Source organism: Rhizobium sp. 01N48, from assembly GCF_056399145.1.
This window is the reverse complement of the sequence record NZ_JBFTQT010000002.1, coordinates 535,439-555,536: the sequence shown is the minus strand read 5'-3', so window position 1 is coordinate 555,536 and position 20,098 is coordinate 535,439. Positions and strand designations below refer to the sequence as shown.

The window sequence follows — 20,098 nt, the reverse complement described above, 5'->3', positions numbered from 1 at the left end:
TGTCAACCAAGGCCATCCGTGCAGATACCGCACTTCAACAAAAAAAATATTACTTTCGGTAGACGAACACGCGATTTTGACGGCGCACCAGCAACTCTCCAAACCATACTTCGCAAGGACATCGACTGACGATGTGCACGCGATCGACATCTGTATTTCAAATTTTTCAGAGGGTTGAAGCGCAGTCGTTAACCGTCTTTTCAACACTGTGAACGATTGTGGCAGCGTAACTTCAACCGGGTGAACATGATGTCCACTACTCCATCACAGCATGGCCAGCCGCCCCATATGGCGGAAAATGCGCTGTTGCCGCCACGGCTTCGTTCCGCCGGCTTCCACATTGGCTTCCAATCCATTCATCCGTCGACCTTCGCGCGACTGCCGGCGGTATCGGGCTAGTCGTTCCATTTCGTGCTTAAACTTCCGGGAACGACGGAACGCGCGATATCGCGGACGACGGTTCCCGCCTATTTCATTGGGAAAATCATATGCAGGAAGACAATCGGAACCCGCAGGGCATTGCTGCTCTGGCGGAGCAGCTTGCGGTTCTCGGAAACGCCAACCGGCTCGCGATCCTGACCAATCTCGCCGAAGGCGAGATTCAGGTCAACGTGCTCGCCAAGAAACTCGGCCTCGGCCAATCGGCGCTCTCGCAACACCTCGCCATCCTGCGGGCCTGCGAATTTGTCTCGACGCGGCGCGCCTCGCAATCGGTGTTCTACTCGATACAGCCACGTTCGATCGCCGCAGCATTGGCGAGCGCCCGGGACTTGCTCATTGGCGCCGGTGGTGGTGAAGGGGAACGCGCGATCCGGCAGCGCCCGTAGGAGTGAGGTGCAGAGAGCGCGCTCCAGGCAACCTTCGGTGCGCGCAGGGCCACACGGCATTTGCCCCGTCGCCTCCGGAGCAATTCGCACGCAAGCCGTTTGGAGGTCTGGCCTCCGGCGTCAACATCATGCTTGGAAAGCGCGGCGCACGTCACGAAAACGTCACGCGGCTCTGCCATGCGTTCCGGCTGTATTGTAGTTTCATTACCCGGGTTCCTAATGACATCCTCTCCAATAGCCGCGCGCCTTTCGCCAAACGCCTCCCCTCGCCTGATCACTCTCGCATCGACGGTGGTAAAGGCCGGCGAAACGGCCAGACGGTCGCTGCAGCGCCGGCGTATTAGTGATGTGGTGTCAAAGGGGCCGCGCGATTACCAGACGGAGATCGACGTTGCAGTCGAGCGGATCATCGTGGCGGACATGATCGCGGCATTCCCCACCTACTCGATCAAGGGCGAAGAGGATGTCGGCAACCGGGTGGTCGGAATGGATGCGCCGATCATCTACATCGACCCGATCGACGGGACGACCAACTTCGCCTGGGGTATCCCGCATTTCGGCATGACGATTGCGATCGCCGAAAGCGGACAGATCGTTGCTGGCGTGGTCTATGATCCGATGCTTGACGAGCTGTTCAGTGCCGAACTTGGTGGTGGCGCCTATCTCAACGGCGAGCGCATTTCCTGCATCGACAACTCCGATATCGAAAACGTCGTCGTGGGCGCCGGCCTGCCCGTTCCCGGTCAGGTCAAGGCGGTTTCAACGGACGTCTATTTCGACGCGCTGAAAAGATTGATGGGCAGCACAGCCGGCGTACGGCGAGCGGGCTCGGCGGCACTGTCGATCGCATATGTTGCAAGCGGCCGTCTGGACGGTTTCTTTGAAGATAGCTTGTCGCCACATGATTATGGGGCGGCTGCACTGTTGGTAACGGAAGCCGGCGGCACGATATCGGCATTCAAGGGCGGCCCCGTGACGTCGAACGGCGACATCCTCGCGGCCAATAACACGCTGCACCCCTGGCTTATCGAAGGATTTGACAGCAACTAGTTCCAATTACATTCAGTGAGGCGATACGCCGGTTGCGGTGCCAACCCGGCGAAACCCTCGTCATTGGTGTAATGAGACACACTCGGCTTGCGTGTCGATAGCGGTCGTGCGCGCAAGCGCGGGACCCGCCGCGGCCACTGGAATTGTTATCGCACATTCGACTTCGCGCAGCCGCAACCGCGTTTGACAGGACGTTGTTATTGACTGTCCCAAGCGACAACTTCAAGCTTGCCTGCCTGACGACCAATTCAAGCTGTGGGCCACTCAAGTCTCATGCGAGACCAAATCCGTACGGGAGACATTTTCTACGCCAGCGGCCACAATCTCGTCGCAGTGGCGCAGATGATAAAGCTTCCTCGGACGAGGAGAACCACCGTCTACCGATAACCTTGCGAGAATATACGAGATGATCATCTCCTATCGGCAGCAGCTAAGCGAATAAACGTCGCCTACGAACTCAACCGGCACATCCAAGGCATTGCGCCATTGCGCCCGACGGCGCACTCGTGGCGCTAACCTAGCCCAGAATCTGAAGACTCCATCGGTAGGCCTTGGCTCGCCCGACGACTTGAACTGCGTCGCACTCGCCGACCTTGGTATTGCGGCAGCCAACGAGGTGGTGCTGTATCCGCGTCCTGCCTTCGGCTTTGCCGACAACGTCAGGCCACTTGGCGACAGTCTTGGCAAAGTCCTTGACGGGGCTGGGACCTCGCTTTCGGGCACGCCAAGCTCTCGGTTCGATCTCCAACTTCCTTCAAAACCGCAAGGCAGCAAATTATTCTATCTTTTCTATAGAAATAGAAACGCCTGCCTTCATTATCCCTTCGGCACTGCTTAACTTCCAAGAAAATGCGCGACAAGAGGATACGTCGAATTCGATGCTGGAACACGCCCTATCAGAGCTGGCTCACCGGGGTGACTGATCGGAAACACCGGACAACAGACATACCATTGCCACGCAACAGAGAATAATTTTTGGGCGAGGCAACACATTCTTGCAGTGAAACATCCGCATGCGCGGACAGGCCTTCAGGCCAACCGCACCCCTCGAATAAGCGGGAAAGCCCGCGAAAGGAACTTTGATGAGCAACGATCTTATTGTCGGCTTCTCGGGCAACATCACTCGACCCTCCAGCACGAAGCGCTTCGTCGAAAACGTAACGGCCTCACTAGCTGAGCGCGCAGGTCTGGAGCATGTGGTCTTCGATATCGAGGATTTCGGTCCGGCGCTGGCCACAGCGCGTTCGATCGCGGACCTCGACACGAAGGCGCAGGGGGTGATCCGCGCGATCATCGAGGCTGACGCTCTCGTCATCGGCTCACCGACCTATAAGGGAAGCTATACCGGCCTGTTCAAGCATGTAATCGATCTGCTCGATCCGGCCGATCTGCGCGGCAAGCCGATCATTCTGACCGCAACCGGTGGCGGCGACCGGCATGCGCTGATGGTCGAACACCAGCTCCGTCCGCTGTTTGCCTTCTTCGAGGCTTTTGTCGTGCCAACCGCCGTTTACGCGTCGAGCCGTGACTTCACCGATGGCGCCCCCTCGCCTGCGATCACTGGCCGCGTCGAACAGGCGCTGGTCCAAGCCGCGGCGCTGGTGCGCACGCGCTCCGCGCCTACGGCAATCGCCGCGGAATAGTCGACAGCTATCGCATTTGGCGGTGCAGTTCTTCGAGATATCAAGACATAGCCGGAACCGGGTTAGCTATGGCAGGGCAAAAAACATGTGGTCGGCATCACCAACCACATGTTGCGCAGGCGCAACCTCGTGGCCCCCTTATCCGGCGACGAGCTCGAAATCGACTGCTTCTCACCCAAAGATGAAACGCAGTTCTTACCGGAGCGCCTTGTTCGCCTGGACGCATTGACGATCTGGGACGCCCGGCCGGGGCAATGAGCATCCCTCATCTTGCGCGCTGCAAAGGCGTGGTGCGTTATCGTAACTCCTAACTGTTCGGTCGATGCAGAAAGGCGCGGTCCTCTAGACGCGGAAACGCTGTCGCGGCTGAAGCCCGGGGTAGTCTCGACAATACGGTGCGTGGAGACTTGCTCGACAATATTGACGCGCTTGAAACCGTGTTGCGCACGGCGATCTGGCCGCAGCCTCGACCGAGAAAGATCCTGCCGAAGCGGGAGTGTCGCTCGTTAGATATCACACACTCCGCAGGTGACAAAAAGCTCCTGCTCTATCCATCCACCCAGCCTTGCTCGGAAAGCGAGAGTTCTTGGATCCAGCTGTCGAGCGCGGCAGCGGCAACATGTCCTTGGGTAACGATCTCCGGCACCAAGTCAATATCGGGCAGACTACCCAGGCCGAGCGGGCCCATGGCAAACAACCCATGAAAGCGCTGCGGTCCCGAGGCCGCGCGGCCGCAGCGATCGACGAGAATACCAAGATCGACCTCGTCACGTTTTGCAAGGCCGGCGCGCAACACGGAGCGATAGAGCGGAGAATCAAGATCCGTTGGCCGCGACCGGCAATCGACAGCCCTGCTGGCATAAAGCACCTCAGGGCCAGCCGGTCCTGAAAAAAGCACCCCATTCGTCGCGATGCGTTCAACCTTGCCCTTGCGCAGAGTGATAGCACCATCTGCGATGGCCTGATGAAGTCGCTCAAAATGCTCAGGCGGCAGACGGTTACGATGGCTATCATATATTGCGCGCACATGGCGCTTGAAGCGGCCGCGCTCTTCCTCGCTCAGCTCTTGCCACAGATCATGAGCCCGCAGCCTGAAGCCATTCATGATGCCCTGCCAGCCAGTTCCATCGGCATTTGCAGCCTCCGCCGCCCGACGCAGGTGCCTGAAGGCACCGCGAAGCGTGCGGGGAAACGGCTCATCGGACACGATCGGCACCACGGCCGAGCGGGCATGTGATTGCGGCAGGAAACCTGAAGCCGATATCAGCGTTACGTGTCCTGCCTGACCGTCTGCCAACAGGCGAAGGGCCCGATCGACCGCACGGACACCGGCGCCGATCACGACGACATTATCACCACCGGGGTCTACCTGCCCTCCCGTCGGATTCTCACGCAACCCATAGCCCGTAGCGAGAAAGACCGCATCGAAACGGGCGCTCTGCCGGTCGCCAAACGAAAGCGAAAATCCCTGTTCCACGCTATGATCCAAGCTCGTCACGATCTCGGGACAGATCTGCACGACGACGTCGGTCCTATTTTGCAGCACTTCGGAGAAGCGCTGATGCACATACAGGGAAAACAGCTCCCCAGGCACGAAAGATTGATCCAGTCCCGCCCCCTCATCGTCGGCGCCATCTCCAAGCGTCTGCTCCGCCTCGAGCCATCTACTGAAGTCGTCGCGAACCACCGGATCGACGGACAGGTCGCGAACCCGGCTGTTGAGTAACGTCGTTGCCGATTGGCTTACGCCCCTGCTGAGATCAACCGTCTGTTGCGGGTCATACATGACAAGATGGAATGGCCTTTTGACCGTCCTCAGCAGCGCAATGGCCGTCAAAATGCCGGTGAAGCCGCGGCCGACGATCGCGACCTTGAACAGCGAACGTGTCTGCAGATTTCGCGTTTGTCCCGAAAAACTGGAGGGGAGCTGTGTCATGCGTCAGTTCCTTTCCTGCATTGCTCCGGCAGTATGCACCGGCAAATTTACTCGGATCGGGCTAGGGCATATCGTCTACCAAAAGCATAGAAATTATGATTGTGAAGGCAAGCTCTTTTTGAGAGGCCGCGATTGGGGCAAATGCGGCAACGGGCGCAGGGCGGTTTCCCAGTCCTTAGCGGCGCACAATCGGCGACGCCAAAGAAATGACTTTTCTCGCCTCGGATAGTTTATGGATTTAATGTTCTTTTCTTTCGCTCGCCGATCTTTCATCCATAGTGATCTCAGCCTGGGAGAGCACGAGATGGACAGAATTCCTCATGCAACGGGTCGAATTAGCCAGCTGACTGCCCGACTGGCAAGCGAAGAAGAAGCGATCGCAACAGCAAACCAGTTCGCCTGCCGCTATCGGGAAATGGCGTCGGCGCCCGATAAGTGTCGGCGTCCGAGCGGCGGTGAATCCGACGCGATATCGCAATCCGGCCTGCTAGCAATTACCGTTCCTCCGGAATATGGCGGCATCGATATATCCAACGCGGTTCTCGCGAAGATCACCTCGATCCTCTCGCAAGCTGATGCGCGGATTGGCCGGATCGTGGAGAACCATTTTTACATTCTTGAGACGCTGAGAACCGACGGGACACAGGAACAGAAGCGATACTTCTTCGCACGTGCCCTTGCCGGTGACAGGTTCGCCAGTGTCCCGTCGGAGCGCGGTTCAAAGACCCTCGCCAATGAAGATATCAGAATTACCCGAGATGGGTTGGGCTATCGCGTCAGCGGTTGCGGAGGCGAGGTCGCAAGCGCGGCGTTTGCGGATTGGATTGCTATCGTCGCGCTGAACGAAGAGGACAGGTTGACCATATCGTTCGTCCAACATGGAACAGAAGAAACGGGCACTGCCAGCGGCGCGGCGGTTTTGGACCATGTCTACATCCATGCGGACGCCGTCGTCGCCCACTACAAGAGTTTTGAGCGGCCAACGACGTTGGGTGCATTCGGTCAGGTCCTTGAGGCTAGCGTCGATCTCGGTATCGCTCGAAGGAGCTTCTCGCAGGTCATTGAGAGCACCAAAATGCACTCCCGATCATCGGTTCATGGCGGCACCCATGAGAGTTCGGGAGAGGCTCGGTCCATCACCCGCATCGGAGCGCTGGCGGTCCGGCTGGAGGCCGTAACTGCCCTGATCGAGAGCGCAGGCCTGAAGGTCGATATCGCACAGATCGAGACGACCGAGAAAAACGTGACGGCTGCCGCGCTGGCTGCGGGCGCCGCCAAAATTCTCACGTCGGAGATTGCCATAGACGCCGCTGAAGCCCTGGTCGAACTCGCCGCAGCGTCAGCCGCAGATGCCGGCCTCACTCGGCTCCGTCAGGAGACCGGCATCCGCGCACAGCTAGATCCCGCGCACAGAAGATATCACGCCGCCCTCGGCCAATATCATCTCAACGGCATCACACCGCCGAGCAGCGGTTTGGGCCTATAGAGTGACGTGACGATAGACTGAGATCGGGCAAGAGAATGCTCTTTGTCCTGCTATCGCGTGCCTCCTGCTCCTGAGCGCCGCACAATTGCGCGGCGCTGTGGGTTTGTGGCCCTGCATGCTGGGCAACCGACTTCAGCCGGCAATCTTGGTCATTCGGTGAAGCGCGAAATCAGCGAAGTAGTCGCCGGCGCCAAGCGACTGGAAACGCCGCATCGCGGCGCCCTGCATATGAGCGCGCCACGTTTCTTCGCTCTCCCAGCTCTCCACAAAAATGCGAACGCGTCCGTCATCGAGCGACTGGTGCAGTTCGTATCTTAGGCAGCCGTCCTCGACCAACGTCTCGGCAACAAGCTTTTCCTGGGCTTCACCAAGAAGCGCCTCCTTGCCCGCTTTGGCGGTGGTGATGGCGATAATGGTCAATGGTTCGTTGGCCATCGATCGTCCTCAGGCGATGGTGTTCACGAGGCCGCCTTCGGCACGCAGCGCAGCGCCGTTCGTGGCCGATGAGCGAGGGCTGGCGAGATAGGCGACGAGGTTGGCCACCTCTTCGGCATCCACCATGCGCTGCAGGATCGAAGCGGCACGCGCGGTTGCGAAGAATTCGGCCTCGATTTGCTTGATCGGTGCAGACGGATCGCTGGCCTGGCTGCGCAGAAACGCCTCGATGCCCTCTGAACGCGTCGGCCCCGGCAGGACCGAGTTGACCGTGACGTTGCTGCCGCGCGTCAGCTGCGCCAATCCGCGCGAGATCGACAGCTGGGCAGTTTTGGTCGTTGCGTAGTGGATCATGTCTTGCGGAATGGCGAGGCCGGATTCGCTCGAGATGAAGATAATACGCCCCCAGTTGCGCTCCAGCATGCCGGGAAGATATGCCCGCGACAGACGTACGCCGCTCATGACGTTGACGTCGAAGAGGTGGCTCCAATCGGCGTCGGTGATATCACCGAAGGCCTTGCTCTCGTAGATGCCGAGATTGTTGACAAGAATATCGACCGCAGGCGCCGCCTTGGCGATGATTTGAGCACCTTCGGCGCTGCTGGCATCGGCGAGCAATCCGCTCACGTCCGATTTGCCGGTTGCCCTAATGGCGGCGACGGCCGCGTCGAGCTTGGCGCCGTCGCGCCCGGTGATAATGACGCGCGCACCTTCCGCCGCGAGCGCACGGGCGATTTCAAGACCGATGCCGGCGGTGGCGCCGGTCACGAGTGCGGACTTTCCGGTAAGTTGCAGGTCCATTGCGGGGGCTCCATGTGTTGTGTTGGTGAACACAATCTATGACTTTGCCGCCGAATGAACTATTGCTTTGCGAGAACATGCACCTGTGAACATGGATCATCAATGCCACGCGTCCTGATGGAGCGCTCCGGTGAAATGGAAGTGTTTGCGCGCGTTGTGCGCGATGGCGGCTTCTCCGCCGCTGCCCGCAATCTCGATCTCACTCCATCGGCGGTCAGCAAGTTGATCGCGCGTCTGGAGGCCAGGCTCGGCACGCGGCTCCTGTTGCGCACGACCCGCGCCTTGACCCTGACCGAGGAAGGGGAAGCCTATCACCATGCAGCGCTGAAAATTCTGCAGGAGCTTGACGATGCGGATCAGGAGGCCGCGGGCGGTGCGATGAGGGGGCGGCTCAGGATCAATGCGACCATTCCCTTCGGTACGATGTTCGTGGTGCCGGCCATACCGGATTTCATTGCCGGCAATCCCCATCTGATCGTCGATCTCAGCCTGACCGACAGCATCGTCGACATGGTGGCCGAACAGACCGACGTCGCCATCCGGATGGGCAATCTGCCAGACAGCGGATTGATCGCCCGCAAACTGGGACAAAGCCGACGCGTGGTCTGTGCCGCGCCAGGCTATCTCGAACGGCGCGGATATCCGGCAACGCCGGGGGATCTCGAACAGCACGACTGCCTGACATTCAATTTCCGGCGCGCGCGACCGGCATGGCCGTTTCGCGTCGCGGGACGCGAGGTCGGCCAGCCGGTAAAGGGCAGTATCGTGGTCAACAACGGCGAGACGATGAAACAGATGGTGCTCGCGGGCGCTGGCATCGCCCGCATTGGTCTGTTTCATGTGGCGGACGACATCAGGTCCGGACGCCTGGTGCCGCTGCTCGAGGAACACAATCCAGGAGACCTGGAATTGGTTCACGCGGTCTACGTGGGCGGCGGCCCGCTGCCCCACCGCGTCCGGGCCTTTATAGAGCACATGGTCGTCACCCTGGCCGGTTCGCCTCTGCTCCATGGAGAGGCGAACCGATGACCACAGCAAGGGGGGATGGCTCGTTCGACATGACATCGTAGATACAGGGCGATGCGAGGACCGCCGCGATCATGACCGCAAAGACAGCTATCTTCATTGTAATGCCTCCCTTGCCGTCCACTTAGACCAATGTCAGCTCGACGGCGATATTGCCGCGCGTTGCCTTCGAATAGGGGCATGTCTGGTGCGCATCGTCGACAATCGCGCGGGCGAGTTCGGGATCGATTCCCGGCAGGCTGATCGCCAGACGCGCTTGCAGGAAATAGGCGCCGTCGGTGGTTCCGAGATCAACCTCCGCGTTGACCGCCGTCTCGGCCGGGAGCCTGAGCTGGCGCTTGCCGGCGGCCTTGGTCATCGCGCCGATGAAGCAAGCCGACCAGCCGGCCGCAAACAGCTGCTCGGGATTCGTGCCCGGCTTGCCGCTGCCGGGAGGCGACAGGCGAATGTCGAGCTGTGCGTCGTCGCTGCGGGCAAATCCTTCGCGGCCGCCTTTGGTGTGGGTCTTGCCGGTGTAGAGAACGGTATCGATCTTGGTCATGGAACACTCCTTTGTTGCGTCGCCTTTTTTCATCGCTTGGGCGACGTTGGCTGACAGGGAGTTTTTTGATGCATCCGCGTATCCGGCATGTTTCGGAAAATGCCGGAAGTGTATCAGAACGTACGCAGCGGCTTCGCAGACATTCAGCCTTACAAAAAGCGCCCGATGATCGGCGAAGCGATCAGTTTTAGCGGAGCCGGATCTCCGCCGCCAGGCCGCCGTCCGTGCGGTTGTAGAGCCGAACCGAGCCGCCGATCGTTCCGGCAAGCTGCTGGGCGATCGCCAGTCCAAGCCCTGTCCCGCCTGTGTCGCGGTTGCGCGACGTCTCGACACGGAAGAAGGGCTGCATGGCGCTCTCAAGCATATCGTCGGGGATGCCCGGCCCGCGATCCAAAATGGTGACGACGACATCCCCCTCTCCGCTCCGCTCGACAGCGATGTCGGCGCTGCCAGCGAACTTGATGGCATTGTCGATAAAGTTCGTGAGAATTCGTCGCAGAGCATGCGGCTTCGTCGACACTGTACCTTGAACGACGCCGAGCACGGTTACGGCCTTTCCCGTATCCTGATAGTCGTAGGCAATGCTGTCGATGAAGGAAGAGAGATCAATGCGCGAACTCTTTTCGCCATTGCCATGCGAGCTTCTCGCATAGGCTATGCCGTCCTGCACCAGTCGCTCAATTTCGCGCAGGTCGTTGACGAGCTTGTCTCTCTCCGGCGTGTCGTCGGCCATATCGGCGCGCAGCCTCATGCGTGTGATGGGCGTCTGCAGGTCGTGCGAGATCGCCGCGAGGATCTGTACGCGCTCCTCCAGATAATGCCCGATACGGTCGCGCATCGCGTTGAAGGCGCGGGCAGCGTGCGCGACTTCGCTCGGCCCCCGCTCGCTCATCGGCTCGCCCTTTTGGGCCGGATCAAGCGTATCGGCGGCGGCGGCAAGCGCGCTTAGCGGGCGGATGGCCAGGCGCACGGCAAACCAGGTGCATATGACGAGAAGCGCCATCTGCGCGGCGAAGACATAGGGAAGCCATTCGGCCAGCGGCATGACGCCACGCGGCGTGACGTCAATCGTCAGCGGCGCACCATCAGACAACGTCAGATGGGCCTGGAGTCTCTTGCCGTCACCTGGGATGGATTCGACCTTGAGGGGAAACTTGCGACCCGCCGCTTCCTCTACCCGTTCCGCGATCTCGGCGCCCCGGCCGGACATGTCGGAAACGCCAGGCAAGCCGGGACCAAGAACGAGGCGATAATTGCCGCGGCTCAGGCGATCGACCCAATCGGCCCGCTCATTGGCAGGCAGACGGTCGATAACGGCGATCGAGGTCGCGAGATCGCTTTCCAGCGTGCCCAGCATGACGGCCTTGGCCGACATATAGCGTTCGGCAAACAGGATGCTGAACGACAGGCCATAGGCGATTGCCAGACCGGCAAACAGGATGAGAAAGAGCCGGGAGCGCAACGAGCCCGGCCACCAGCCGATGCGAGCGCGCGCCTCGCTCATGTCCTCGGCTCCGATATTTCAACCGGAACGGAGAAGACATAGCCTTCGGCGCGCACCGTCTTGATATAAGTCGGCTCGCGCGCATCGTCGCCCAGCCGCTGGCGCACGCGGCTCACCAGAAGATCGATCGAGCGGTCGAACAGCTCCGCATCGCGGCCCTGCGTGAGATTGAGCAGCTGGTCGCGGTTGAGGACGCGTTGAGGGTGATCGATGAAGACCCGGAGCAGCCGGTATTCGGCGCCGCTCAAGGCGATCTCTGTCCCCTCCTTGTCGAGCAGATGGCGGCCGACGGTATCGAGACGCCAGTCGCCAAAGGACAAGAGCTGACCGGCCTCGGTGATTTGGAGATTGGGCGGCAGCATGCGCGTCCGGCGCAACACCGCCTTGATGCGCGCCAGAAGCTCGCGTGCTGCGAAGGGCTTCGGCAGATAGTCGTCTGCGCCCATCTCAAGGCCGATAATCCGGTCCATTTCGTCGTCGCGCGCCGTTAGCATCAAAACGGGTATGGCCTTGTGCTTTCCGGCCCTGAGTTCGCGACACAGCACCAAACCGTCGTCACCCGGCATCATCACGTCGAGCACGATCAGATCGACGGAATTGCCTTCCAGAAAGCTGCGCATCTGGCGGCCATCGGCTGCGACGGTCGTGCGCAAGCCATTCTTCTTCAGATAGCTCGATACGAGCTCGCGAATCTCACGATCGTCGTCCACGATCAAAATATGGTCGATGTGCTCCATGTCTCGTCTTTCACACGATTCGCGGCCTTAAAGTCAGCTATTAGTTTCGCGTCGGCCACCGCGAGTAAAGGAGATTTCTCGCAGGTGGCCGATCGCTTTAGAACGAGGCGACGTCGATCACAGCCTTGGCAAACGCCTCGGGTGCTTCCTGCGGCAGATTGTGCCCGATGCCACCGGTTACGTTGCGATGCTCGTAATGGCCGGAGAACTTGGCCTTATAGGCGGACGGGTCGGGATGAGGTGCGCCATTGGCGTCACCTTCCATGGTGATAGCAGGCACGGTGATGACGGGCCCCATGGCCAGCTTCTTTTCATAGGCATCATACTTCGCTTCGCCTTCGACGATGCCGAGACGCCAGCGATAGTTATGGATGGTAATGTCGACGTGGTCGGGATTGTCGAATGCGGGAGCCGAACGGTCGAAGGTCGCGTCGTCGAACTTCCAGGTGGGGGACGCAGTTTGCCAGATCAGCCGCGCGAAATCGCGGGTATTGGCCGCATAGCCGGCGCGGCCACGCTCGGTGGCGAAATAAAACTGATACCACCAGGCAAGTTCGGCCTTGGGCGCGAGCGGCTTTTTGTTGATCTCCTGACTGCCGATCAGATAGCCGCTCACCGAAACCAGCGCGTTGCAACGCTCCGGCCAGAGGACTGCCATGATGTCGGCGGTACGCGCGCCCCAATCGTAGCCTGCCACAATCGCGCTCTCGATCTTGAGCGCATCCATCAGCGCGATCATGTCTGCTGCAAGCGCGGACTGCTGGCCGTTACGTGGCGTATCCTTGGAGAGGAATGTGGTGGTGCCGTAGCCGCGAAGGTAAGGGACGATGACGCGGTATCCAGCCTTGGCGAGGATCGGCGCGACGTCGACATAGCTGTAGATATCGTAAGGCCAGCCATGCAGGAGCAGAACGGCCGGACCGTTTGCCGGGCCGGCCTCGGCGTAGCCGATATCAAGCACACCTGCATTGATCTGCTTCAGCGCTTCGAACGACTGGTGCCCACCAACCTTCTTTGCGGACGAGGCGGCCGCGGTCTGCGCGTTTGCCAGCGTTGCGGCGCCGAATTCGACGGCGGCGACGGTCATTGCGGCGATGCCGAAGAAGCGGCGGCGATCGAGGTTGATTAAATTGGTCATGGATCTCTCTCCTGTCCGTGTTGACTATTCTCACGATAAAGCCGGCGCCGTGTATCCCCGATGTGTCGCAGGCGGACCGTTATTGAATGCGACTGTAGCGGCGGCCCGTCTGGATACATTGCGATACAATCGCCAAGCCCTTCCGCCGCCCATTGTTTCGCTCTGTAGCTCGGCCCGCGATCGCTACAGTTAGACACACTTCTCCTAGAGGCCAGACACATCCCGGATACGTCGTCACAACAGATTGCTGTCACTGCTGATCGAACCAGTGTCCGTTCAGCATCGCACCTGGTTTCAAAGGAAACGACGATGACGCTTCTTATCATTGCCTATCTCGGAGGGGCGCTGACCATTCTCAGCCCCTGCATCCTGCCCATTCTCCCCTTCGTCTTCGCTCGCGCCGGCCAGCCGTTTGTCCGCAGCACATTGCCGATGCTGATCGGCATGGCCGCCACCTTCGCGGTTGTGGCGTCGCTTGCGGCGGTGGGTGGCAGCTGGGCGATCCACGCCAATGAATACGGTCGACTCACGGCACTCACTCTGCTCGCCGTCTTCGGCGTTAGCCTGCTCTCGCCGCGCGTCGCAAGCACGATCACGCAGCCGGTCGTGGATTTCGGCAACCGGCTGGTGAAGGCCTCGGGCAAGCCGGGCGCAGCGCCGACGGCATTGAGCTCGCTGACCCTTGGTATCGCGACCGGTCTCTTGTGGGCACCTTGCGCAGGTCCGATCCTCGGGCTCGTTCTGACGGGTGCAGCACTTCAGGGCGCAAATCTCGAAACGACCTTGCTGCTCATCGCTTACGCAGCCGGTGCCGCGACCTCGCTTGCCGTTGCATTGCTTATCGGAGGCAAGGTGTTTGCCGGCATGAAGCAGTCGCTCGGTGTCAGCGAGCGCGTTCGCCAAATTCTCGGCGCAGCCGTTCTTGCTGGCGTCGCCGCAATCGCGCTCGGTGCCGATACCGGACTACTTGCAAGGCTCTCCTACGCCAGCACCACCTCCTTCGAACAGGCAGTCCTCGACCGCTTCAACGCAAAGCGCGATCTGCCCGCCCCCACCGAGGTCGCCAGCAACGGTGCAATGACCGCCGCCGGCAATCTGGCGTTTCAGGCCAACCTGCCAGTCGAAGGTATTGCGCCATCGCTTGACGGTGCCGTGGAGTGGCTGAACTCGCCACCGCTGAGCGCCGAACAGCTCCGCGGCAAGGTSGTKCTTGTCGATTTCTGGACCTACTCCTGCATCAACTGCATCCGCACCACGCCGTTCGTTCGCGCCTGGGCCGAGAAGTACAAGGATCAGGGCCTCGTCGTGATCGGCGTGCACGCCCCGGAGTTCGCCTTCGAGAAGAAGATCGACAATGTACGCAAGGCCGTCGCCGACGCCAAGATCTCCTACCCCGTCGCGATCGACAACGACTACAAGATCTGGCGCGCCTTCGAGAACAACTATTGGCCCGCCCACTACCTGATCGATGCCAAGGGCCAGATCCGCTACCACCACTTCGGTGAAGGCAATTATCGCCAGACTGAGCAGGCGATCCAGGACTTGATCCACGAAACCGGCAGCGCGAAAGTGGCCGCCAGCACGGTAACTCCGAATGCCAAGGGCGCGGAAGCAAGCCCGGACCTGAAGGATATTCGTTCCGGCGAGACCTACATCGGCTACGAGCAGGCCACCAACTTCGCCTCGCCGGAGGGTCTGCACGAAGACGCCAACAGAACCTACTCGGTCGGCGATCTTAGCCTCAACGAATGGGGGCTGTCGGGCGCATGGACGATCGGCCGCGAGCAGGCAACGCTCGAGAAGTCGGATGGCGGCATTGCCTACCGGTTCAGTGCCCGTGATCTCCACCTTGTCCTCGGTCCGGATGCATCGGGAAAGCCTGTGCGCTTCCAGGTGACGATCGACGGAAAGGCGCCTGGTGTCGACCACGGGGCGGATACCGACGCCGATGGCAACGGCACGGTGACGTCAACCAGGCTCTATCAACTCGTCCGCCAGGCAGGCGACGTCGAGGCGCACAACTTCCAGATCCGCTTTCTCGATCCCGGCGTCGAAGCCTACGCCTTCACCTTCGGCTGAACCTACCCCTACCCGATCTTAAACATCGATCCAAAGGAGACTAACTCATGAACCGCCGTATTATCGCCACCCTCGCCCTTGCATTCGCCACCAGCGTTGTCGCCTACGCGGCCGAGGCCGCCGAGGTGAAGAACATCGTCATCGTCCACGGCGCGCTTGCCGATGGTTCCGGATGGCGCAAGGCAACCGATATCCTGGAGAATCGCGGCTTCAACGTCACGATCGTGCAGGAGCCGATCACCTCGCTTGCCGATGACGTTGCCGCGACCAACCGCGTGCTCGACCTCCAGGACGGTCCGACGCTGCTCGTCGGCCACAGCTATGGCGGCATGGTCATCACCGAGGCCGGTCGCAACGCACATGTCGCGGGCCTCGTCTATGTGGCGGCCTTCCAGCCGGACAAGGGCGAAAGCCTGCTGTCGCTGGCAAGCTCCAAGCCGGCTGGCGGCATGAACATCCGCGAGACGAAGGACGGGCAATATCTTTACCTTGACCCCGCTGCCTTCGCCAACGACTTCGCCGCCGACTTGCCGAAGAGCGAAGCTGCGTTCCTGGCAAAATCACAGGTCTTCGCTGCAAAGCAGGCCTTTGCCGCGAAGATCGGCGATGATCCGGCCTGGAAGTCGAAGAAGAGCTGGTCCGTGGTTGCGACAGACGACCGCTCGATCAATCCCGAGCTCGAGCGTGACATGGCAAAGCGCGCGGGAAGTACGGTGACGGAGATCAAGGCAAGCCACGCGGTCTTCGCCTCTCAGCCGGACAAGGTCGCGGCCGTGATCGAAGCCGCCGCACACGCGGCTTTGAGGTAAGCTCCAGGTCTTAGTCAGTCATCCGGACGCGGAAGACGATGGAGGGGGGCGCTACGCCAGCGCGCTCCCCTCTCCCGTTCAACTAACCACTCACGACAAGTTCACAGCCAAATCCCCTTGACGCGGCGGCTGCGAGGAATAGTAAGGGCACTACCCAATAACCGTCGGCGCCGCGCGCTTCTTCGCCTACGCCGACGTTTGCCTCGAAAGCCTCCTATGACACAAAGAACTTCGCATCGCGGACTGGTCGTTGTCGCGATCATGGCAAGCATGGCGATGATCGCCATCGAAGCGACGATCGTCTCGACGGCAATGCCGCAGATCGCAGCCCAGCTCGGCCAAATCAATCTCTACTCCTGGGTCTTTTCGTCCTTCCTTCTGACACAGACCGCGACGACCGTGATCTTCGGCAAGCTCGCCGATATCTACGGCCGCAAGCCGATGCTGCTGGTCGGTATCGCGCTGTTTATGCTGGCATCCATACTCGCCGGTTTCGCGTGGTCGATGCCTTCGATGATCGCGTTTCGCCTGCTGCAGGGGATCGGTGCCGGCGCCCTTCAACCAGTCGCGATGACCGTGGTGGCCGATCTTTTCCCGGGCAATCAGCGTGGCAAGGTCCAGGGATATCTGGCAAGCGTCTGGGCGCTGTCTGCCGTCGTCGGGCCGCTTCTTGGAAGTATCATCATTCACAACCTACCATGGGCCTGGATCTTCTGGATCAACATACCCGTGGGTCTTCTGGCGGCGCTGTGCTTCATTTTGTTCCTGCATGAAGAAAAGCGTCCGCGTGTCGTCTCCATTGACGTTGTCGGTGCCGCGCTCTTCGCAGTGTCGATTGCCGCGCTGATGATCGCGCTCACCGAGGTGGAGAACGGCCTCTCCAGCTATACCATTGCAGCCTTCGTCATCTTTCTATTCGCCCTGGTCGCCTTCATCTGGCAGGAGCGCCGCGCAGAAGCGCCGATGGTCGCCCCCGATTTATGGCTGAGACGCCCGATCGCCTTCGCCAACTTGGCAGTTTTCTTCGCCAGCATGTCGATCATGGGTCTCACAACTTTTCTGCCGATGTACGTGCAAACGGTGCTCGACCGCTCGCCGCTTGTCGCCGGCTTCGCCTTGACCATGTTGCTTCTTGGCTGGCCCTGTGGCGCAACGATCGCATCACGTCAGTTCTCCCGCTTCGGTCTGCGACCGATCATGATCGTCGGGAGCCTGTTCATACCAGTCGGAACCTGCTTGCTCGTGCTATTGGCGCCGTCGAGTTCCCCGGTGCTTGCTGCTGCCGGCTCCCTGATCATGGGCTTTGGAATGGGCTTGATGAACATTGGCGCCCTCATCCTCACGCAGGAGAGCGTCGGCGCGTCCGATCGCGGTAGCGCTACTGCTTCCAACGTGTTTTCGCGCAATCTCGGCAGCACGCTTGGCGCCGCGGTCCTAGGTGCGGTTTTGACCTATGGTCTGGCGCACGCCAACAATGGGCAGGCGATCACGCCTGAGCAATTGCGGGCTTTGCTAAACGGTTCCGGCACGGTGCTTGGCGGCGGCGATGAGATCCGCCTGGCATTGCAACAGGCGCTGCACGCGACTTTCATGGTGATGATGCTTATTGCCGTCCTGATCGTGCCGGCATGCCTGCTGGTACCACAGCAGCAAGCACCGCAAGCTGAACCGAAGCGCGCCTGATTACCGACCACGCAAGACCGTCATTTCGGCGTGGTTGCTCAGCGCCTTTTCCGGCCAGCACACGATTGTTGGATCGGCCACTTCGCTGGCCGATCCACGTTTTTCGCGACGTCTTGCTGCATTAGGGCGACAGCGTGATCAGAATTCTTCCCAGTCATTTTGCGCTGCGGCGACAGAGGCGTTCCCGCTCCTGAAGCTGGACGTCAAGCGCTGGGTCAAAGCCCGCGCCGGCGACGCCACGGGCCGCGAAGCTTCGGTCACGGAACCAAGCGACGCCTGTATGGGTCGGCGGCTGTGCTGATCAAGTGTGAACTGACCGAGCAATGTGTTCAGCGCACTGGCCTCCTTCGCCAGGCTGTGGCTGGCCGCATTCGTCTCTTCAACCATGGCTGCGTTCTGCTGCGTGCCCTGGTCCATGGTGTTGACCGCGGTGTTGATCTCCTGAATGCCTGTTGACTGCTCGCGCGCCGCTTCGACGATGGCCCTGACGTGCCTGGTGATCTCGGTCACCTCCGCTTCGATCTGCACGAGCGCCGTACCGGTTTCACCAACGAGATTGACGCCGGTGTTGACCTGGTTCTCGGAGGTCGTGATCAGGAGTTTGATCTCCTTGGCGGCCTTGGCAGATCGCTGCGCAAGTTCACGAACCTCCTGTGCGACGACTGCAAAACCCTTGCCGGCTTCGCCCGCGCGCGCCGCTTCAACCCCTGCGTTCAGCGCAAGCAGGTTGGTCTGGAACGCGATATCATCGATTACGCCGATAATGTTGCTGATTTCGCTCGACGACTTGGCGATCTCGTTCATGGCGGCAACGGCATTGCGAACGACGCCGCCCGACTTCTCGGCGCCAGAGCGTGTGCGCTCGACAAGCACGCTTGCCTCTTCCGCCCGCTTGGTGGAATCGCGCACGGTCGTGGTGATCTGTTCCAGTGCCGCAGCGGTCTCTTCCAGTGACGCGGCCTGCTGTTCGGTGCGGCGAGCGAGATCGTCGGCGGCAGAGCGAATTTCGGCTGCACCGGAATTGATCACGCCCGCGTTCTTGCCCACCTCCTGAAGTGCTGCCTGCAACTTGTCGAGCGACACGTTGTAGCTGTTGCGAAGCGCATCAAGGTGATCCACGAACGGCTCGGAAATGCGGTACGAGACGTCACCGTCGGCAAGGCGGCTCAGACCAAGTGCAAGTGCTTCGACGGCCTGCCTGGTGTTGGCTGCATCCTGCTCCTTGGCGGTCTCACGTGCACGACGCTCCTGTTCCGAAAGCGAACGTCCTTCATCTGCCTCGCGTTCAAGGCGCGAGCGCTCCAGTGCATTGTCGCGGAATACGGCAACGGCAGCAGCCATCTGGCCAACCTCGTCCTTGCGATCCAGCCCGGGCGTCTCGCTTGCCGTGTCACCAGCTGCCAGTGCCTTCATGCGTTCCCGCAGGTGATCGATCGGCACTGTTATGCCGCGCGCGGCAACGAAGAGGCCGAGAAAGACGATCGCGACCAGCGCGACACCCAGTGCCGACAGACCGGTTACGATCGTGTGGTTTGTCGTCGCCTGGAGATCAGCCGTGCCCTCTTCCATCATCTTGATCAGCTGGTCATTGCCACCGGCAAACAATGGGAGAATAGCCGTCAACCGAGTGCCGGCTTCGCGCATGACCACAACGGCTTCGTCGCGTTTTCCCGCTTTGACCAGAGTGATGGCTTGCTGTGCGAGTTCATCGAATGCAGAGATCGCGGTCAACATCTTCGCGGCAGGCTCTGCGCGCGATTCCACCAGACGACCGGTCGTTGCGACGCGCTCCTTCATCAAGACGAGATTGTCATTATAGATCTTGATCGATGATGCGAATTCCGGCGACGCGGGATCGTTGATCATCATCAGCCCTAGCTGGAAGCCAAGCTGCAACAGTCCACCAGTAGCTCGGGCATTGAGGGTCGCAGCCATGCTCTCGTGCGACAGGAAGCTCGCGTAGCGGCTGTCGGCATTTTTGAACTGCATGCTGACATAGGCAAGTCCGGCGATGGCGGTGACACCCATCAAGGCAATCACGGCGACAATTTTCGTGCGAATTCTAGTGTTTTGGAGAAGACTCATTGGGTGGCCTGAGGGGACGCCGGCATCGCCGTCTGTCATCGAAGCGCACAAAGCCGCGATACCGCAGCCGAGGCGTGACATAAGCATTTGCCGTTAGACGAAGGATCATGGCAGCGAAACTCCCACCCTCATGGCGAATAGCTCCTCCCAGACTGCCGATGCAAATTTGTCGTCCCTTTAGCTTACGAAAGCTTTAAAGATTTCATCTTTTTACGGTAACGCCCCGGCGTGACACGGGACGGGACCTGGCTGTGGCGCATGACGACTGCGGCAATGCGCAACACTGAGGCAGTGCTTGATGGCCCCAGCCTCGAGACT

17 protein-coding genes are annotated in these 20,098 nt (G+C 60.3%); 9 read left to right on the top strand and 8 right to left on the bottom strand.

Annotated features, from left to right (window positions below; genetic code table 11):
* The first annotated feature begins 488 nt into the window (after positions 1-488).
* The 4 genes from AC1DOG_RS06155 to AC1DOG_RS06140 all read left to right on the top strand — a co-directional run bounded on the left by AC1DOG_RS06155 (position 489) and on the right by AC1DOG_RS06140 (position 3,778).
* Positions 489-827: an ArsR/SmtB family transcription factor gene (locus tag AC1DOG_RS06155; RefSeq protein ID WP_112943225.1), complete on the top strand. Its 339-nt coding sequence runs from the start codon at positions 489-491 to the stop codon at positions 825-827.
* 219 nt (positions 828-1,046) lie between these two features.
* Positions 1,047-1,877 (top strand): inositol monophosphatase family protein, encoded by an 831-nt coding sequence (locus AC1DOG_RS06150; protein ID WP_477927064.1) that lies wholly within the window; start codon positions 1,047-1,049, stop codon positions 1,875-1,877.
* A 1,082-nt stretch (positions 1,878-2,959) separates the two neighbouring features.
* Positions 2,960-3,520 carry an FMN reductase gene (gene msuE, locus AC1DOG_RS06145; protein ID WP_112943228.1) on the top strand — a complete coding sequence of 187 codons (561 nt, stop codon included), beginning with the start codon at positions 2,960-2,962 and terminating at the stop codon, positions 3,518-3,520.
* Between the two features lie 87 nt (positions 3,521-3,607).
* Positions 3,608-3,778 carry a hypothetical protein gene (locus AC1DOG_RS06140; RefSeq protein WP_162725054.1) on the top strand — a complete coding sequence of 57 codons (171 nt, stop codon included), beginning with the start codon at positions 3,608-3,610 and terminating at the stop codon, positions 3,776-3,778.
* A gap of 289 nt (positions 3,779-4,067) precedes the next feature.
* On the opposite strand, the gene AC1DOG_RS06135 is transcribed toward AC1DOG_RS06140, so the two are convergent.
* Entirely contained in the window at positions 4,068-5,456 is a 1,389-nt protein-coding gene (locus AC1DOG_RS06135; protein WP_112943229.1) for an FAD/NAD(P)-binding protein, read from the bottom strand.
* A 304-nt stretch (positions 5,457-5,760) separates the two neighbouring features.
* Here AC1DOG_RS06135 and AC1DOG_RS06130 point away from each other — a divergent pair, with 304 nt between their 5' ends.
* Entirely contained in the window at positions 5,761-6,942 is a 1,182-nt protein-coding gene (locus AC1DOG_RS06130; protein WP_477927063.1) for an acyl-CoA dehydrogenase family protein, read from the top strand.
* 132 nt (positions 6,943-7,074) lie between these two features.
* On the opposite strand, the gene AC1DOG_RS06125 is transcribed toward AC1DOG_RS06130, so the two are convergent.
* Together AC1DOG_RS06125 and AC1DOG_RS06120 are read right to left on the bottom strand one after the other, a co-directional pair.
* A complete protein-coding gene (locus AC1DOG_RS06125; RefSeq protein WP_112943230.1) occupies positions 7,075-7,377 on the bottom strand; it encodes a putative quinol monooxygenase in 303 nt (100 codons plus the stop codon).
* A 9-nt stretch (positions 7,378-7,386) separates the two neighbouring features.
* The gene (locus AC1DOG_RS06120; protein ID WP_477927062.1) at positions 7,387-8,178 is read right to left on the bottom strand and encodes an SDR family NAD(P)-dependent oxidoreductase; all 792 of its coding nucleotides are present in this window, start codon (positions 8,176-8,178) and stop codon (positions 7,387-7,389) included.
* A 102-nt stretch (positions 8,179-8,280) separates the two neighbouring features.
* Between AC1DOG_RS06120 and AC1DOG_RS06115 the strand changes: the two genes are divergently transcribed.
* A complete protein-coding gene (locus AC1DOG_RS06115; RefSeq protein WP_477927061.1) occupies positions 8,281-9,207 on the top strand; it encodes a LysR family transcriptional regulator in 927 nt (308 codons plus the stop codon).
* Between the two features lie 121 nt (positions 9,208-9,328).
* Here AC1DOG_RS06115 and AC1DOG_RS06110 read toward each other — a convergent pair whose 3' ends face one another.
* From AC1DOG_RS06110 to AC1DOG_RS06095, 4 genes are all read right to left on the bottom strand, one after another.
* A complete protein-coding gene (locus AC1DOG_RS06110; RefSeq protein WP_112943233.1) occupies positions 9,329-9,745 on the bottom strand; it encodes an organic hydroperoxide resistance protein in 417 nt (138 codons plus the stop codon).
* Positions 9,746-9,932: 187 nt separating this feature from the next.
* Complete coding sequence (locus tag AC1DOG_RS06105; RefSeq protein WP_112819777.1) at positions 9,933-11,249, bottom strand: ATP-binding protein; 1,317 nt, start codon at positions 11,247-11,249, stop codon at positions 9,933-9,935.
* Entirely contained in the window at positions 11,246-11,986 is a 741-nt protein-coding gene (locus tag AC1DOG_RS06100) for a response regulator (RefSeq protein WP_112943234.1), read from the bottom strand. Before AC1DOG_RS06100 ends, AC1DOG_RS06105 begins: the two co-directional genes overlap by 4 nt.
* A 97-nt stretch (positions 11,987-12,083) precedes the next feature.
* The gene (locus AC1DOG_RS06095) at positions 12,084-13,124 is read right to left on the bottom strand and encodes an alpha/beta fold hydrolase (protein ID WP_112943235.1); all 1,041 of its coding nucleotides are present in this window, start codon (positions 13,122-13,124) and stop codon (positions 12,084-12,086) included.
* A gap of 309 nt (positions 13,125-13,433) precedes the next feature.
* Between AC1DOG_RS06095 and AC1DOG_RS06090 the strand changes: the two genes are divergently transcribed.
* From AC1DOG_RS06090 to AC1DOG_RS06080, 3 genes are all read left to right on the top strand, one after another.
* Positions 13,434-15,203, top strand: a complete 1,770-nt coding sequence (locus tag AC1DOG_RS06090; protein WP_477927060.1) for a cytochrome c biogenesis protein DipZ — start codon at positions 13,434-13,436, stop codon at positions 15,201-15,203.
* 47 nt (positions 15,204-15,250) lie between these two features.
* Complete coding sequence (locus AC1DOG_RS06085) at positions 15,251-16,012, top strand: alpha/beta hydrolase (protein ID WP_112973031.1); 762 nt, start codon at positions 15,251-15,253, stop codon at positions 16,010-16,012.
* Between the two features lie 216 nt (positions 16,013-16,228).
* A complete protein-coding gene (locus AC1DOG_RS06080) occupies positions 16,229-17,695 on the top strand; it encodes an MFS transporter (protein WP_112943238.1) in 1,467 nt (488 codons plus the stop codon).
* A gap of 138 nt (positions 17,696-17,833) precedes the next feature.
* Here the strand turns inward: AC1DOG_RS06080 and AC1DOG_RS06075 are convergent, their stop codons facing one another.
* Positions 17,834-19,780, bottom strand: coding sequence for a methyl-accepting chemotaxis protein (locus AC1DOG_RS06075; protein WP_162725053.1), 1,947 nt, complete (start codon positions 19,778-19,780; stop codon positions 17,834-17,836).
* Between the last annotated feature and the right edge of the window lie 318 nt (positions 19,781-20,098).